Here is a 15,130-nt window from a genome sequence, read left to right as displayed (position 1 = left end):
TCGGCGGGGCTGACGAGCAGGCCGGGGCCGGGCGCGGTTTCGGCGGGATGGACCAGGCCGCGGCCGCTCCGCCCAAGCCGGACCGCCTGGACGCCCTGGCCGCCCGACCCCCCTCGGCCCCCGAGGCGGCGCCCCCGCCCCCTTCGGCGGCCAAGGCTGCGGGCCCCCGGCCGACCGCCGGTTTCGAACAGTTGAAGAAGGCCCAGGCGGTCGCTGAGATCGTCCGGGAGCAGAGCGACTATTATCACGCCACGAAGACCACCATCTTCAATGCGTTGATGAACACCATCGACCTGGCCAATCTGGCTCAGCTCGACAACAAGACGGCGTCGGAAGAGATCCGCGACATCGTCGCCGAACTGGTGGCGATCAAGAACGTCTCCATGTCGGTGGCCGAGCAGGAGCACCTGGTCCAGGACATCGTCAATGACGTCCTGGGCTATGGCCCGCTGGAGCCGCTGCTGGCGCGCGACGACATCGCCGACATCATGGTCAACGGCGCCGGCCGGGTCTTCATCGAAGTGGGGGGCAAGGTCCAGCTGACCAATGTCCGCTTCCGCGACAACGCCCAGCTGATGAACATCTGCCAGCGGATCGTCTCTCAGGTCGGTCGCCGCGTCGATGAATCCAGCCCCATCTGCGACGCTCGCCTGCCCGACGGCTCGCGCGTCAACGTCATCGCTCCGCCCCTGGCGATCGACGGACCGACCCTGACGATCCGGAAGTTCAAGAAGGACAAGCTGACGATGAAGAATCTGGTGGAGTACGCCTCCATCAGTCCCGAGGGGGCGCGCGTCCTCGGCGTCATCGGCGCTTCACGCTGCAATCTGGTCATCTCGGGCGGCACCGGCTCGGGCAAGACGACCCTGCTGAACACCCTGACCGCCTTCATCGACCCGACCGAGCGGGTCATCACCTGCGAAGACGCCGCCGAACTGCAACTCCAGCAGCCGCACGTCGTGCGCCTGGAGACCCGGCCGCCCAATCTGGAGGGCCAGGGCCAGATCACCATGCGGGACCTGGTCAAGAACTGTCTGCGGATGCGCCCCGAACGGATCATCGTCGGCGAGGTGCGCGGGCCCGAGGCCTTCGACCTGCTCCAGGCCATGAACACCGGCCACGACGGCTCGATGGGCACGCTGCACGCCAACTCCCCGCGCGAAGCCATCAGCCGGATGGAGTCGATGATCACCATGGGCGGCTACGGCCTGCCGTCCAGGACCATCCGAGAGATGATCGTCGGCTCGGTCGACGTCATCATCCAGGCCGCCCGCCTGCGCGACGGCTCGCGCCGCATCACCCACATCACCGAGGTCGTGGGCCTGGAAGGCGATGTGATCGTGACCCAGGACCTGTTCGTCTACGACATCACCGGCGAGGACGAGCACGGCAAGATCGTCGGCCGCCACCGCTCCACCGGCATCGCGCGTCCCCGCTTCTGGGACCGCGCCCGCTACTATGGGCTGGAGCGCGAGCTGGCCGACGCCCTCGACGCGGCGGAGTAGGGGCATGCTGCCGATTCTCGCCGCTGTTCTGGCCTTCATCACCATCGGCGGCCTGGGCTGGGTCTTCGTCGGTGGAGACGATTCCTCGAGCCAGGCCCTGAAGCGGGCCAACAAGCTGGGCGAGACCAAGCGAAACGCCGCCACGGCGCGCAGGGCGGCGGCCGCGGCCAGCACGCCCGAGGCCCGCCGCAAACAGATCGCCGAACAGTTGAAAGAGGCCGATCGCCGCGAGCGCAAGGCCCGCGCCACCATGTCAGTGCGGCTGAAACAGGCGGGCCTGAGCATAGGCGTGCGGACCTTCTACATCGTCAGCGCCGTCGCCGGCGGGATCGCGGCCCTGCTGGGCCTGGTGTTCGGGCTGCACGTCATTCTGGCGCTCGGTCTGGGCGTGGGGGTGGCGCTGGGCCTGCCGCGCTGGATCGTCAGCTTCCTGGCCAAGGGCCGGATGAAGAAATTCTCCCTGGAGTTCCCCAACGCCGTCGACGTCATCGTGCGGGGCATCAAGTCCGGCCTGCCGGTCCACGAGTGTTTCAAGATCATCGCCCGCGAAAGCCCGGCGCCCCTGGGGCCCGAGTTCAAGCTGCTGGTCGAGGGCCTGGGGGTCGGCATGACGCTGGAACAGGGGCTGGAGCGGATGTACGAGCGCATGCCGTCGCCGGAGCTGCGCTTCTTCACCATCGTCATCGCCATCCAGCAGAAGACCGGCGGCAATCTGGCCGAGGCCCTGGGCAATCTGTCGGCGGTTCTGCGCGCCCGCCGGATGATGGCCGAAAAGGTCAAGGCCATGTCGTCCGAAGCCCTGGCTTCGGCCGGGATCATCGGCTCCCTGCCGCCGGCCGTCATGGCCATGGTGATGTTCACCAGTCCCGGCTACATGATGTCCCTGTTCACCGACATCCGCGGCAACGCCCTGTTGCTGCTGGCGGGGGTTCTGATGGGACTGGGCGTCTTCGTCATGAAGCGCATGATCTCGTTCAAGATCTGAGGCGGGGACATGGACGGTTTCATTCGCTTCATCACCGACCCGCAAAACCTGCTCAGCATCGGGGTGGGGGTGCTGGTCTTCGCCACCGTCCTGACCCTGCTGTCTTCCATGACCCGGGGCGTTCAGCTGGACAAGCGGATGAAGGCGGTTTCGGAGCGCCGCGACGACCTGAAGCGTCGCTCACGCGCTGCGATCCAGTCGGGCCAGGGCGCGCTGCGCCACAGCGATGACGAGGGCTTCAAGAAGCTGCTCGTCGACCGGCTGAACCTGACCAAGCTGCTGGAAGACCCGAAGGTCGCCGACCAGATGGCCCAAGCCGGCTATCGCGGTCCGCGTCCCTTGACCACCTTCTACTTCTTCCGCTTCGCCTCGCCCTTCCTGTTCCTGGCGGTGGCGGTCTTCTATCTGTTCGTGCTCAAGATCGTCGACTGGCCGACGATGAACAAGATCAGCGCCTGTATGGGCGCCGTGGTCGCCGGCTTCTATGCGCCGAACCTCTATGTGAAGAACCGCATCGCCAAACGCCGGGCCTCGATCATGCTGGCCTTTCCCGACGCCCTGGACCTGCTGCTGATCTGCGTCGAGGCGGGCATGTCGATTGAGGCGGCCGTCAACAAGGTCAGCCAGGAGATCGGCTCCTCCTCGATCGAACTGGCCGAGGAACTGTCCCTGCTGTCGGCCGAGCTCAGCTATCTGCCGGACCGCCGCATGGCCTATGAGAACCTGGGCCGGCGCACCAACCATCCAGGCGTCAAGTCGGTGGCGGTCGCCATGACCCAGGCCGAGACCTACGGCACGCCCCTGTCCTCGGCCCTGCGCGTCATGGCCAAGGAGAACCGCGAACTGCGCCTGTCGGCGGCGGAGAAGAAGGCTGCGGCCCTGCCGGCCCAGCTGACGGTGCCGATGATCCTGTTCTTCCTGCCGGTCCTGTTCATCGTCATCCTGGGCCCGGCGATCCTGAACATCATGGACACCATGGCCAAGGGCTGAAGCGTCAGCCTTCTGCGGCGGCCTTCAATCCGTCGACGATGGCCTGGTGCGCCTCGCGCAGGGCGTTTCTGTGCTTGTCGTGAAACAGTTCGCCGCGCAGGCCCGCGAACTTGTGGCCAGACGAGACGATGCAGCGCCCCTTCTCCAGCTCCTCGATGTCGATGTAGCGCAGGGTGCGGAACAGATAGCCCCGGTTCTCGGTCCAGACCAGCCGCACATAGGGCCGCCATTCCGCAACCCGGGCCGCCGCCCGCCGCTCGCCCTGGCCGGGAAAGGCCTCGGTGATCGTCAGCTGGCCGCCGAAGGCGATGGCGCCCTCCACATCGGTCTCGTGCGGATTCCAGCGGTTCCAGCCGGGCAGGTCCGAGACCAGCTCCCAGAGCCGGTCAGAGGTCGCCTGCACCCCGGCGCGTCGTTCGATCTTGGCGTCTTCCATGGCGCCGATCTGACACGGCTGGCCGGCGGAAGGAAGACGTCTCAGTCGGGAACGACCATCTTCAGCCGCCGCCCGTCGTCCAGCCCCAACCGCGTCTTGACCTCGAACAGGTCGGCGCCGGCCGGAATAATCAGCAGCTTCTTGGGCTGGGCCGTATTGACCGCGACCACGGCGCCCTTGGGACAGATGTCGAAACAGTCGGCGCTGGTGACGGTCAGCGCCCCCTTGCGCCCCTTCTTGCCCTTCTTCAGGTGCAGATATTTCCGCAGGGCCTTCTTCAGGGTCAGGTCCCCGTCCGGCCCGAAACCGCCGTCCAGCTTCTTTGAGCATTTGCGGCAGACCAGGACCACATCCTTCCACTCGGTCTTTGCGCTCTTGAACTCTTCGACGGCCATGATTCGAGTGTCGCCGAGCGATGGTCGTTGCACAAGCGGAATGGGTTCGTCGTCTCCTCCCCGCCTAGCGGGGAGGTGGCGCGGCGCTTCTTCAGCGCCGTGACGGAGGGGCTGCTGACCCGGACTCGGTGCGGCGGACAGGCCCCTCCACCGCTTCGCGATCCCTCCCCGCAGAGCGGGGAGGAGACGGATATGACTACAACCGCTCGAACACCGTCTCGATCACCCGGCGATAGACGGCCGTCAGCGCCTCCAGCTCCGCCGTCGGCACCCGTTCGTCGATCTGGTGCATGGTCTGGCCGACCAGGCCCAGCTCCAGCACCGGGCACAGGGCGCGGATGAAGCGGGCGTCCGAGGTGCCGCCGGTGGTCGAGGCTTCGGGGCGGCGGCCCAGTTCGGCCTCGACGGCGTCCTGCACGGCGCTGACGAAGGCGCCGGGCTCGGTCAGGAAGGCCTCACCGGAGCACAGGTGGTCCAGGGTGATCTGCAGCCCGGTCTCGGCCTGCATGGCCCCGGCCTCGCGGTTCAGCCAGTCGATCAAGGCATCGCCCGTATGGCTGGGGTTGAAGCGGATGTTCAGCCGCGCCCTGGCCTCGGCCGGAATGATGTTGGTCGCCGGATTGCCGATGTCGATGCTGGTGATCTCCAGGTTCGACGGCGGGAAGCTCTCATAGCCGTCGTCCAGGACATGGTCGTTCAGCCGGCTCATCAGCCGGGCGATCACCGGCGCCGGATTGGCCGCCCGTTCGGGATAGGCGACGTGGCCCTGTTTGCCCGTCACCGTGATCCAGGTGTTCAGCGAGCCGCGCCGCCCGACCTTGATCATGTCGCCCAGGTGCTGCGACGACGAGGGTTCGCCCACGATACAGGCGTCGATCACCTCGCCCTCGGCCGCCAGGGTCTCGACCACCCGTTTGGTGCCGTGCAGCGCCGGGCCTTCCTCGTCCCCGGTGATCAGGAAGGAGAGGGAGCCCTTCGGCTCACCTTCCGCCAGCACCTGGGACACGGCGGCGACCCAGGCGGCGATCCCGCCCTTCATGTCCACCGCACCCCGGCCGTACAGCAGGCCGTCCCTGACCTCGGCGTTGAAGGGCTGGGCCGACCACTGATCGGACGGCCCGGTCGGCACCACGTCCGTATGGCCGGCGAAGCACAGGTTGGGCGAGGCGGTTCCGCGCCGGGCGTACAGGTTCTCGATCCGCGCATGGACCCCTTCGCCCCCCGGTCCCTCGAAGGCCAGGCGCCGGCAGTGGAAGCCCAGGGCCGTCAGATGGCGTTCCAGCACGTCCATGGCCCCCTCGTCGGCGGGGGTGACGGATGGAATACGGATCAGGTCGCGGGTCAGTTCGACAGGATCGATCACAGGAGTTGATGCGCGGCTCATGCGCCTATGCTTTAGGGACATCGCGCAACGGGGAGAAGGCCCATGCCCAAGATCGACATCGACAGCGCGCCCAGAGGCGACGGCACGACCTATCCGGACGCGTTCGCCGGCCCCTGTCTGTCGCGCCGCCGCTGGAAGCTGGGTGATGCGGCGGGCCTGACCCAGTTCGGCGTCAACCTGCTGCGCCTGCCCGACGGCGCCTGGTCCAGCCAGCGCCACTGGCACGAGGCCGAAGACGAGTTCGTCATGGTGGTCGAGGGCGAGGTCGTCCTGGTCGAGGAGGACGGCGAGACGGTTCTGCGCCCCGGCGACTGCGCCGGCTTCAAGGCCGGCGTCGCCAACGGACACAGGCTCGAGAACCGATCCGGCCGCGAGGCGGTTCTGCTGGAGGTCGGCACGCGCAGCCCGACCGTCACCCCTTGCGACTACCCCGACATCGACATGGTCCTGCCTGCGGGCGCGGACCGCTATTTCCACCGCGACGGTTCGCCCTATCCGAAGTTCCCCAGACGCACGTGAGCACCGAAACCCTCGACACCGCCCCCGCCGCCCCGCCGGTTCCGCCGCCTCCGCCCGAGGGCCCCGACAGTCCCTGGGGCATCCGCGATTTCCGCCTCCTGTGGTTCGGGCGCGTGGTCGCGGTTCTGGCGATCCAGATCCAGTCCTCGGCCCTGCTGTGGCAGGTCTATGAGATCGCCCGGCGCGATCATCCGATCGAACAGGCCAGTCTCTATCTGGGCCTGGTCGGCCTGTGTCAGTTCCTGCCGCTTCTGGCCTTCACCCTGCCGGCCGGGGCCATGGCCGACCGGCGGGACCGCAAGCGCACCGTGTGGATCTCCATCCTGGTCGAGGCGGCCTGCGCCGGCTCCTTCCTGGCCATGGCCCTGCACGGAAACCCGCCCCTGTGGGGGCTGCTGGCGGTCGCGGCCCTGTTCGGCGCCGCGCGCGCCTTCCTGGCGCCGGCCAGCCAGGCCTTCCTGCCGATGGTGGTGGGCCGCAAGGCCCTGCCGCCCGCCATCGCCGCCCAGTCCATCGCCTTCCAGACCGGGGCCATCGCCGGTCCGGCCCTGGGCGGGGTGATCGTGGGCGTCAATGTGCCCCTGGCCTATGCGGTGTCGCTGGGGATGTTCCTCTTGGCCGTCGCCGCCTTCATCCTGATCCGCACCAGCGGCAAGCCGGCGCCCCAGGCCAATCCCCTGTCGCCGATCGACGCGGTCAAGGAGGGGCTGGCCTATGTGTGGAAGACCAAGATCGTGCTCGGCGCCATTTCGCTGGACCTGGTCGTGGTCCTGCTGGCGGGGGTGGCGCTTCTGACGCCGATCTTCGCCCGCGACATCCTTCATGTCGGACCGCAGGGCTTCGGCCTGCTGCGCGCGGCCTTCGGCGTCGGGGCCATGGGCATGGCCATCTATCTGAGCCGCTTCCCGATCCGACGGAACGGCGGGCGCTGGATGTTCTCGGCCGTGGCGGTGTTCGGCCTGTGCACCCTGACCTTCGGCCTGTCCAAGATCGTCTGGCTGTCCGGCCTGGCCCTGCTGATCGGCGGGGCGGCGGACATGATCAGCGTCAATGTGCGCCAGACCCTGATCCAGCTGGCCACGCCCGACCATATGCGCGGGCGGGTCTCGTCGGTCTCCATGCTGTTCATCGGCGCCTCGAACGAACTGGGCGAGGCCTATTCCGGCGTCATGGTCCGCATGTTGGGCGCGGTCGGGGCGGCGGTGTTCGGCGGCTTCGGAGCGCTGGCTGCGACCGGCGCCTGGTCGGCGATGTTCCCGGGACTGAGGAAGGCGGATCGGCTGACGTGAGGGGTTAGTGGCGAGTGACGAGTGGCCAGAGAGGCGGGGCTGGCTCGCCACTCGCCACTCGCCACTAACCACTCCCTTAATCACCACCCCCTGAAATGCTTCGACAGCTTCAGGCCCTGGTTCTGATAGTGGCTGCCGCTCTCGCCATATAGGCGCACGGGGCGCTCCGTCAGGGGCTCATAGACCAGGCGGGCGACGATCTGGCCGTGTTCCAGGAGGAAGGGGGTGTCGTGGGTGCGGACCTCCAGCACCCCCTTGGAGCCGGCGCCGTGCGCCTCATCCGTGCCGAAGCCAGGGTCGAAGAAGCCGGCGTAGTGGACGCGGAACTCGCCTACCGACGGGTCGATGGGGGTCATTTCGGCGGCCTGATCGACCGGAATTTCGACGTCGTCTGACGAGGCCAGGATGTAGAACTCGCCCGGATCCAGCAGCAGTTCGCCGCGCCGCAGCGTCAGCGGCTCCCAGAAATCGCGCGGGTCGTGGCCGTCGATATGGTCCAGATCCACAACGCCCGCGTGGCGCCGCCCACGGAAGCCGACGACGTCGCCGCCCTGCAGATCGACGCCGACCGAGCGGGTCTCCAGCTTGGGCGGATCGCCGGCCTTCAGCCTGAGTTGGTTCAGCCGGGTGCCGGGCCGCACCAGGATGGAGAAGGTCTGGGGCGCGACCTCCATATAGAGGGGGCCGTCATAGCCCTCGGCCACATCGTCGAAACTGGCGCCCTGGTCGGTCAGCAGGCGCACGAAGACGTCCACCCGGCCGGTCGAGGACTTGGGATTGGCCCGCGCGATCAGCCCCTTGGGCAGGTTCAGCCGCTCCTGAAGGCGCACGATATAGACGCAGCCCTTTTCCAGCACGACCCCGGCCTCGGTGATCTCGATCCGGTGCATGGCCACGTCGGCGATCCGGTCCTCGACCTTGCGGCGGCCGGGCAGGAAGGAGGCGCGCACGCGCCAGGCCTGATCCGACAGCCGCAGGTCCAGACTGGCCGGCTGGACCTGGTCATGATCGAATGGGGTGTCGGATGTGATGGCGCCGGCGGCGATCAGGGTCTCGATGGACTGGGCGGGCAGGATGCCGGGACGGGGCGCTTGGAAGGCGTTCATGGCGTCAGTCTCACACGGTTTTCGCGACCTGTCGCCAAGTCGCGCTTGCGGCCCGCGCGCGGCGGGGCGAGCATATAGCCCATGCACGATGGTCCTGCCTATACCGCCGAAACGAACGGCATACTGATCCGGGTGCGGCCCAGCTATTTGGCGGGCCAGTCGGACCCCGACGAGGGCCGCTGGGTCTGGGCCTATCAGGTCGAGATCGTGAACCTGAGCGGGACGACGGTGCAGCTGATGGCGCGCCGCTGGACCATCACCGACGGCCACGGCCATGTCGAAGAGGTGCGCGGGCCGGGCGTGGTGGGCGAACAGCCGGTCATCGAGCCGGGCGGCAGCTATGCCTACGCCTCCGGGTGCCCCCTGCCGACCGACAGCGGGTCGATGGTCGGCGCCTACTACATGACCGACGCCGATGGCCGCAGTTTCGAGGTCGAGATCCCAGCCTTTTCGTTGGATACGCCCGGTGCAAGGCGGGTGTTGAACTAGGGTTGTTTTTCGCTCTCGCTCAGCGTTATCTCATCCCGCCCTTGCCCGGATCGGCTGGAGATTGACGTGCTTGTGATAGGCTTGATGGTGATCGGCGCTTGGCTGCAAGCGACCCCGTCCGCTGAGTCCGTTCTTCAGAAGCTGGATCTGACCAGTTTCCAAAACTCGACAGGACCTGCCCGGTCTCCCGGATTGAGATACCCGCGCGACTGGACGTTCACGGATCTGAGCGTCGAGGAGGGTGTCGCGCGGCTGGAACGGCAAGGCGACTGGGCGATCAGTCTGCGGGTCCTGCGAAAGGATCCGGACGGTTTGGTCGTCTGTTTCACGGATCGGGCTCTGAACGGCGGGTCCTACAACACCCAAAAGGCGCTGTTGGTCGTGCCCGACGGCGCAGGAGGGTTTCGCGCCACCGACGCGGAGCTGATCGAAGTTGGATGCGCGACTTCGCCGGGGCCGGGCTGACGAAGGCGGATGGGGCTGCGTCAACCCGGATGAACCGCAGCCCCGCCCCCTAGAGTCTCGCCGGTCGCTTGCGCGGACCGGCGAGGGGGAGTTCGGCTCCATAAGGAGCATCTGTGACGCGGGCATGACCCGCGGTGCGAAACGGCGCTCAAGCAGCGAGCGACCGCGTCGCGAGCGTAGCGCCCTTAAATGTATCTGCGCAGGCTGCGGGCCAGGTCGGACGAGCCGTCCTTGCCGCGCTTGACCTGGGGTTGGTAGGCGACGCGGGCGTGTTCGACGCAATAGACGCCTTCCGAGGCGCGACGGCCGCAGAAGCTGAACTCGCGCGACGACGGATCCCCGATCGGCCATTTGCACATATGGGCGCCCAGGGTCATGACCGTAGCCGTGCCCGGCAGGTCCGGGATCGGGGCGGGCGCCGGAGCGGCCGGTTGAACCGCCTTGGGCTGGACCACTTCCAGGCGGCGCGGCGCGGCCGGCTGGGCGGCCGCCGTCGCGGCCGGGGCCGCAGGGCGCGGGCGGGCGGTGCGGAAGGTCGCGGCGGTGCGGGCCGGCTGGGACGGGGCGGCCCGGCCCGACAGGCCCAGACGGTGAACCTTGCCGATCACGGCGTTGCGGGTGACCCCGCCGCCCAGTTGTTTGGCGATCTGGCTCGCGGATTGGCCTTCCAGCCAGAGCTTCTTCAGCGCGCCTACGCGGTCGTCGGTCCAGCCTGCGGTCATGCCACCCTCCAGCGAGTTTGGATTCAATATCTAGGTTCAGGCTCCCCCTCCGGGGTCTTGACCTACCACTAATCGTAAACCAGCCGTTAAGAGACGCAATATGTGCGAATCGCACTGTCCACAGAAACCAGATGTTGAATCGCCTTAGTGGCGAGTGGCGAGTGGCGAGTGGGACGCGCTGCATACGCCGTCGTTCAGCCCTTCCGGTCGCTGTGGTTCGCGCTCTGAACGCCCGCGCCTTCTCGCCACTCGCCACTCGCCACTAACCACTCCCTTGCGAAGCCAAGCCGCAAAGCGCATCTGGCGGCTCATGACCGAGACCACGCCCGACCTGATCGCCACCCGCCCGTCCGGACTGCCGCAGCCGCGGCGCTATCCGGGGATCAACTGGATCGGGGTTCAGACCCTGTATCTGCGCGAGGTGCGGCGGTTCTGGAAGGTGGGGGCCCAGACGGTGGCTGCGCCGGTGGTGACGACCCTGCTCTATATGCTGGTCTTCGTGGTCGCGCTTCAGGACGCCCGGCCGCCGCTGCACGGCACGCCCTTCGCCCTGTTCGTGGCGCCCGGCCTGATCATGATGGCGGTGCTGAACAACGCCTTCGCCAACGCCTCGTCCAGCCTGATCCAGGCCAAGATCATGGGCACGGCCACCGACTTCCTGACCCCGCCGCTCAGCCCGCTGGAGCTGACCATGGGCTTTACGCTGGGGGCGGCGACGAGGGGCGCGGTGGTCGGTCTGGTCACGGCCCTGTGCGTCCTGCCGTTCGCGCCGCTCGGCGTCGCCAATGTGCTGGCCATCGTCTGGTTCGCGCTCGCGGCCAGCTTCATCATGGGGATGACCGGGGTGCTGGCGGGTCTGTGGAGCGAGAAGTTCGATCACCTGGCGGCGGTCCAGAACTTCATCGTCATGCCGATGACCTTCCTGTCGGGCACCTTCTATCTGGTCGAGAACCTGCCCGAACCCTTCCGCACGATCAGCCGCTACAACCCCTTCTTCTATCTGATCGACGGTTTCCGTTACGGCTTCATCGGCCATGCTGAGAGCAATCTGACGGTCGGCGTGATCGGATCGGCCGTCCTGATGGTTATCATGGGGACGATCTGCTGGCTGGTGTTCCGTTCGGGCTGGCGCCTGAAGAGCTAGCCCGCTAACTCTGGCGGATCACCCTGGGGAGGTCCGCCATGCTGTTCCGTTCGCTCGTCGCCGCTGCGGCGCTTCTTGTCGCCCTTCCGGCCGCCGCCCAGGAGTCCGGCGCCGCGATCCAGACGGCCGCCGCCGCCTTCGTCAAGCCGACGAACGCCGAGCGCATGGCTGTCATCGTCGATCAGCTGACCGCCGCCGGCCTGCCGCACCAGCTCCAGACCTTCGAGGGCGGCAATCCCCGCACCGGCCCGATGGCCGGGTCCAACGTCGTCGTCACCCTGGGCGACGGCCCCAAGGACATCGTGCTGACCGCCCACTATGACGCGGTGAAACTGCGCGACGGCTCGATGTCGCAGGGGATCGTCGACAACGCCGGCTCGGTCCTGGCCATGATCGAGGCGATGAAGGCGCTGAAGGGCCAAACGACCGGCCACCGGCTGATCTTCGTCCTGACCGACCAGGAGGAGCTGGGCCTGATCGGCGCCAAGGCCTGGCTGGAGAGCCACGACAAGAGCCGCATTCACGCCGTGATCAACGCCGACGTCGCCGCCTATGGCCGCACCGTCATGTACGGCGAGAACAACGGCGCCCAGTCGGGCTTTGTGCTCACCGCCCTGCGCACCCAGTGCGCCGAACAGGCGGTCAACTGCATCGCCTTCCCCGTCTATCCGCCCAGCGACGACCGGGTCTTCTCGGCCGCCGGCGTGCCCGTGGTCTCGCTGGGAACCCAGGACGCGATCGGCGCCCACCAGATGTGGCTGGCCTTCAACGGGGGCGAGGACAATGGCCTGAAGGAGGGCTTCGTCCCGCCGGTCTTCCAGCGCATCCATTCGACCGAGGACAAGCTGTCCTATCTGAACGGCGAGGACGTGGCCCGCTTCGGTCGCTTTATCGCCGACCTGACGCTGCGGCTGGATCGGGCGGCGCCCTGACGAAAGCCCATGGCGCCGGTGTTGACTAACACCGTCACTCATCCGACAACCCTTGTCCCTATGAAACCGGCTCCGTCGCGCCTCGCGTCGGGGCCGTATCGCTTTTGGAGGTCTTAGTCCCGTGTCCACGAACCATCTGATGGGTGTCTACAATCGCGCGCCGCTGGAAGTGGAACGCGGCCGAGGCGCTCGCCTGTGGTCGACCGACGGGACCGAATATCTCGACTGCGTCGCCGGCATCTCGACCAACGGCCTGGGCCACGCCCATCCCGAACTGGTCCAGGCGGTCAAGGACCAGGCCGAGAAGCTGTGGCACGTGTCCAACATCTTCCGCATTCCGGGCCAGGAGGCCCTGGCCGACGCCCTGTGCGAATCGAGCTTCGCCGACGTGGTCTTCTTCACCAACTCGGGCACGGAAGCGGTCGAGTGCGCCCTGAAGACGGCGCGCAAATATCATTCGGCCAAGGGCGCGCCCGAGCGGATCGACATCTACGGCTTCGACGGCTCCTTCCACGGCCGCACCTTCGGCGCCATCAACGCCGCCGCCAACCCCAGCTACACCGAGGGCTTCGGCCCCGCCATGCAGGGCTTCCACCAGCTGAAGTGGGGCGACCACGAGGCCATCAAGGCGGCCATCGCCAATCCGACCACGGCGGCCGTCATCGTCGAGCCCGTCCAGGGCGAGGGCGGCTGCCGCGCCATGCCGGAACAGTGCCTGCGCGGACTGCGTGAGCTGTGCGACCAGCACGGCGTCCTGATCATCTTCGACGAGGTCCAGTGCGGCATGGGCCGGACCGGCAAGCTGTGGGCCCACGAATGGGCCGGCATGTCGCCCGACATCATGGCGGTGGCAAAGGCCCTGGGCGGCGGCTTCCCCATCGGCGCCTGCCTGGCCACGGCCGAGGCCGCCTCGGGCATGACGGTCGGGGTGCACGGCTCGACCTTCGGCGGCAATCCCCTGGCCATGGCCGTGGGCGGCAAGGCCCTGTCGCTGATCAACACGCCCGAGCTGTTGAACAACGTCAATGAGGTCGCGGGCTATCTGAAGCAGCAGCTGGCGGGTCTGCAGTCGCGCTTCCCCGAGGTGATCGTCGACGTCCGCGGCAAGGGGCTGCTGATCGGGGTCAAGCTGGTTCCGAACAATCGCGAGTTCATGGCCCTGGCGCGCGACACGCAACAGCTGCTGATCGCCGGCGGCGGCGACAACTGCGTGCGCCTGCTGCCGCCGCTGAACCTGACGCTCGACGAGGCCCGCGAACTGATCACCCGGTTCGAAGCCGCCTGCGAGGCCGCCCGCGAGAGGTGGGCCGCCTGATCGGTTTCATCACAACGGGCACGGCGAATGCACCACGGCCACGACGGGAGGGAGCCTGTTTCCCCGAAAGTGAACGAGGTCGGTCGCGCCGTTATGGACGCGGCCTTCGCCGTGCATCGGGAACTTGGGCCGGGCTTGCTGGAGTCGGTTTACGAGCATTGCCTCGCCAGCGATCTGATGCGTGCGGGTCTTGCCGTTGAACGGCAGGTCGCCATCCCCGTCCACTACCGCGAAGACCGATTGGATGTCGGTTTCCGGCTCGATCTACTGGTGGAGAGTCAGGTGATCGTCGAGGTGAAAGCGATCGACGCCCTGGCGTCGATCCATACTGCTCAGATACTCACCTATCTGAGGTTTAGTCAGATCAGATTGGGCTATCTGATCAACTTCAATACGCCCAGACTAAAGGACGGCTTTCGCCGTCTGGTTTTATGATCTCACCGGCCGCCTTCCGTCGTGTTCGTCGTGACGCCGTTGTGCTCTTTGTGATGAAACTTTTTTCGCCTCGACCGGATCACCCATGACCCGCCACTTCCTCGACATCCATCAGTTGGACGCCGCCGACCTGCGCGCCATTCTGGACGACGCCCACGCCCGAAAGGCCGCCCGCAAGGGCTGGCCCCAGGGGCGTCCCGACGCCGACGCCCCGGCCAAGGACCGGGTCCTGGCCATGATCTTCGAGAAGAACTCGACCCGCACCCGCTTCAGCTTCGACGCGGCCATACGCCAGCTGGGCGGCGCCTCCATCATCGCCACGGCGTCCGACATGCAGCTGGGCCGGGGGGAGCCGGTCGAGGACACGGCCCGCGTCCTGTCGCGCATGGTCGATGCGGTGATGATCCGCGCCAATCGGCATGAGGACGTCGAACGCTTCGCCCGGGTTTCGACCGTGCCGGTGATCAACGGCCTGACCGATCGGTCGCATCCGTGCCAGATCCTGGCCGATCTGCAGACGATCGAGGAACATTGCGGCCCGATCGCGGGCAAGACCGTCGCCTGGGTCGGCGACGGCAACAATGTCTGCCACAGCTTCATGCATGCGGCGCCCAAGTTCGGCTTCCACCTGAACGTCGCCTGTCCGGCGGAATACCATCCCGACCTGCGCGATCTCGAAAAGGGCGGGGCCGCCGTGACCCTGACCAGCGATCCGCGCGAGGCGGTCAAGGGCGCCGACGTCGTGGTCACCGACACCTGGGTCTCTATGGGCGATCAGGACTATGAGGCGCGCCTGGCGGCCTTCGAGCCCTATACGGTGGACGAGGCCCTGATGGAGCTGGCTGATCCGAATGCGGTCTTCCTGCACTGCCTGCCCGCGCACCGGGGCGAAGAAGTGACTGACGCCGTCATCGACGGTCCCCGCTCTCTGGTCTGGGACGAGGCGGAGAACCGCATCCACGCCCAGAAGGCGGTCCTGGCCTGGTGTTTCGCAGGCTGATGGAAACGGCGCCGAGACG

At 67.3% G+C, this 15,130-nt stretch carries 17 protein-coding genes; 12 read left to right on the top strand and 5 right to left on the bottom strand.

The features are described from left to right. The first annotated feature begins 47 nt into the window (after nucleotides 1-47). The 3 genes from ACZ5M6_RS01970 to ACZ5M6_RS01960 are packed head-to-tail and all read left to right on the top strand — an operon-like array spanning nucleotide 48 to nucleotide 3,480. A complete protein-coding gene (locus ACZ5M6_RS01970) occupies nucleotides 48-1,505 on the top strand; it encodes a CpaF family protein (protein ID WP_464160090.1) in 1,458 nt (485 codons plus the stop codon). A gap of 4 nt (nucleotides 1,506-1,509) precedes the next feature. Then, nucleotides 1,510-2,490 (top strand): type II secretion system F family protein, encoded by a 981-nt coding sequence (locus tag ACZ5M6_RS01965; RefSeq protein ID WP_054764236.1) that lies wholly within the window; start codon nucleotides 1,510-1,512, stop codon nucleotides 2,488-2,490. A gap of 9 nt (nucleotides 2,491-2,499) precedes the next feature. Further along, nucleotides 2,500-3,480 carry a type II secretion system F family protein gene (locus ACZ5M6_RS01960; protein ID WP_054764235.1) on the top strand — a complete coding sequence of 327 codons (981 nt, stop codon included), beginning with the start codon at nucleotides 2,500-2,502 and terminating at the stop codon, nucleotides 3,478-3,480. Nucleotides 3,481-3,484: 4 nt separating this feature from the next. On the opposite strand, the gene ACZ5M6_RS01955 is transcribed toward ACZ5M6_RS01960, so the two are convergent. The 3 genes from ACZ5M6_RS01955 to dapE all read right to left on the bottom strand — a co-directional run bounded on the left by ACZ5M6_RS01955 (nucleotide 3,485) and on the right by dapE (nucleotide 5,695). Beyond that, on the bottom strand, nucleotides 3,485-3,916 hold the full coding sequence (locus tag ACZ5M6_RS01955; RefSeq protein WP_464159465.1) for an SRPBCC domain-containing protein: 432 nt from the start codon (nucleotides 3,914-3,916) through the stop codon (nucleotides 3,485-3,487). A gap of 41 nt (nucleotides 3,917-3,957) precedes the next feature. Then, entirely contained in the window at nucleotides 3,958-4,311 is a 354-nt protein-coding gene (locus tag ACZ5M6_RS01950; RefSeq protein WP_152949145.1) for a hypothetical protein, read from the bottom strand. Between the two features lie 196 nt (nucleotides 4,312-4,507). Continuing rightward, nucleotides 4,508-5,695 carry a succinyl-diaminopimelate desuccinylase gene (dapE, locus tag ACZ5M6_RS01945; RefSeq protein WP_464159463.1) on the bottom strand — a complete coding sequence of 396 codons (1,188 nt, stop codon included), beginning with the start codon at nucleotides 5,693-5,695 and terminating at the stop codon, nucleotides 4,508-4,510. Between the two features lie 42 nt (nucleotides 5,696-5,737). Between dapE and ACZ5M6_RS01940 the strand changes: the two genes are divergently transcribed. After that, a complete protein-coding gene (locus ACZ5M6_RS01940; RefSeq protein ID WP_348684691.1) occupies nucleotides 5,738-6,214 on the top strand; it encodes a cupin domain-containing protein in 477 nt (158 codons plus the stop codon). Then, nucleotides 6,211-7,503 (top strand): MFS transporter, encoded by a 1,293-nt coding sequence (locus ACZ5M6_RS01935; RefSeq protein ID WP_442320090.1) that lies wholly within the window; start codon nucleotides 6,211-6,213, stop codon nucleotides 7,501-7,503. Before ACZ5M6_RS01940 ends, ACZ5M6_RS01935 begins: the two co-directional genes overlap by 4 nt. Nucleotides 7,504-7,583: 80 nt before the next feature. On the opposite strand, the gene ACZ5M6_RS01930 is transcribed toward ACZ5M6_RS01935, so the two are convergent. After that, on the bottom strand, nucleotides 7,584-8,609 hold the full coding sequence (locus ACZ5M6_RS01930; RefSeq protein WP_464159460.1) for a 2'-deoxycytidine 5'-triphosphate deaminase: 1,026 nt from the start codon (nucleotides 8,607-8,609) through the stop codon (nucleotides 7,584-7,586). Between the two features lie 81 nt (nucleotides 8,610-8,690). Here ACZ5M6_RS01930 and apaG point away from each other — a divergent pair, with 81 nt between their 5' ends. Together apaG and ACZ5M6_RS01920 are read left to right on the top strand one after the other, a co-directional pair. Next, nucleotides 8,691-9,098: a Co2+/Mg2+ efflux protein ApaG gene (apaG, locus tag ACZ5M6_RS01925; RefSeq protein WP_464159457.1), complete on the top strand. Its 408-nt coding sequence runs from the start codon at nucleotides 8,691-8,693 to the stop codon at nucleotides 9,096-9,098. Between the two features lie 84 nt (nucleotides 9,099-9,182). Then, nucleotides 9,183-9,563: a hypothetical protein gene (locus ACZ5M6_RS01920; protein ID WP_464159455.1), complete on the top strand. Its 381-nt coding sequence runs from the start codon at nucleotides 9,183-9,185 to the stop codon at nucleotides 9,561-9,563. Nucleotides 9,564-9,748: 185 nt separating this feature from the next. Here the strand turns inward: ACZ5M6_RS01920 and gcrA are convergent, their stop codons facing one another. Beyond that, nucleotides 9,749-10,285, bottom strand: coding sequence for a cell cycle sigma 70 cofactor GcrA (gene gcrA / locus ACZ5M6_RS01915; RefSeq protein WP_054764228.1), 537 nt, complete (start codon nucleotides 10,283-10,285; stop codon nucleotides 9,749-9,751). A gap of 310 nt (nucleotides 10,286-10,595) precedes the next feature. On the opposite strand from gcrA, the gene ACZ5M6_RS01910 reads away from it, so the two are divergent. The 5 genes from ACZ5M6_RS01910 to argF all read left to right on the top strand — a co-directional run bounded on the left by ACZ5M6_RS01910 (nucleotide 10,596) and on the right by argF (nucleotide 15,111). Beyond that, nucleotides 10,596-11,429, top strand: a complete 834-nt coding sequence (locus ACZ5M6_RS01910) for an ABC transporter permease (RefSeq protein WP_183216655.1) — start codon at nucleotides 10,596-10,598, stop codon at nucleotides 11,427-11,429. A 38-nt stretch (nucleotides 11,430-11,467) separates the two neighbouring features. Beyond that, complete coding sequence (locus ACZ5M6_RS01905) at nucleotides 11,468-12,361, top strand: M28 family metallopeptidase (RefSeq protein WP_464159452.1); 894 nt, start codon at nucleotides 11,468-11,470, stop codon at nucleotides 12,359-12,361. Nucleotides 12,362-12,482: 121 nt separating this feature from the next. Further along, nucleotides 12,483-13,676: an acetylornithine transaminase gene (locus ACZ5M6_RS01900; protein ID WP_464159450.1), complete on the top strand. Its 1,194-nt coding sequence runs from the start codon at nucleotides 12,483-12,485 to the stop codon at nucleotides 13,674-13,676. Nucleotides 13,677-13,703: 27 nt separating this feature from the next. After that, nucleotides 13,704-14,111 (top strand): GxxExxY protein, encoded by a 408-nt coding sequence (locus ACZ5M6_RS01895; protein WP_182714625.1) that lies wholly within the window; start codon nucleotides 13,704-13,706, stop codon nucleotides 14,109-14,111. A gap of 85 nt (nucleotides 14,112-14,196) precedes the next feature. Then, complete coding sequence (argF, locus tag ACZ5M6_RS01890) at nucleotides 14,197-15,111, top strand: ornithine carbamoyltransferase (protein ID WP_464159448.1); 915 nt, start codon at nucleotides 14,197-14,199, stop codon at nucleotides 15,109-15,111. Nucleotides 15,112-15,130: the final 19 nt, after the last annotated feature.

Source organism: Brevundimonas sp. Br13 (assembly GCF_055391505.1).
The sequence above is the reverse complement of the archived record's forward strand: the minus strand, read 5'-3'. Positions and strand labels throughout refer to the sequence as shown.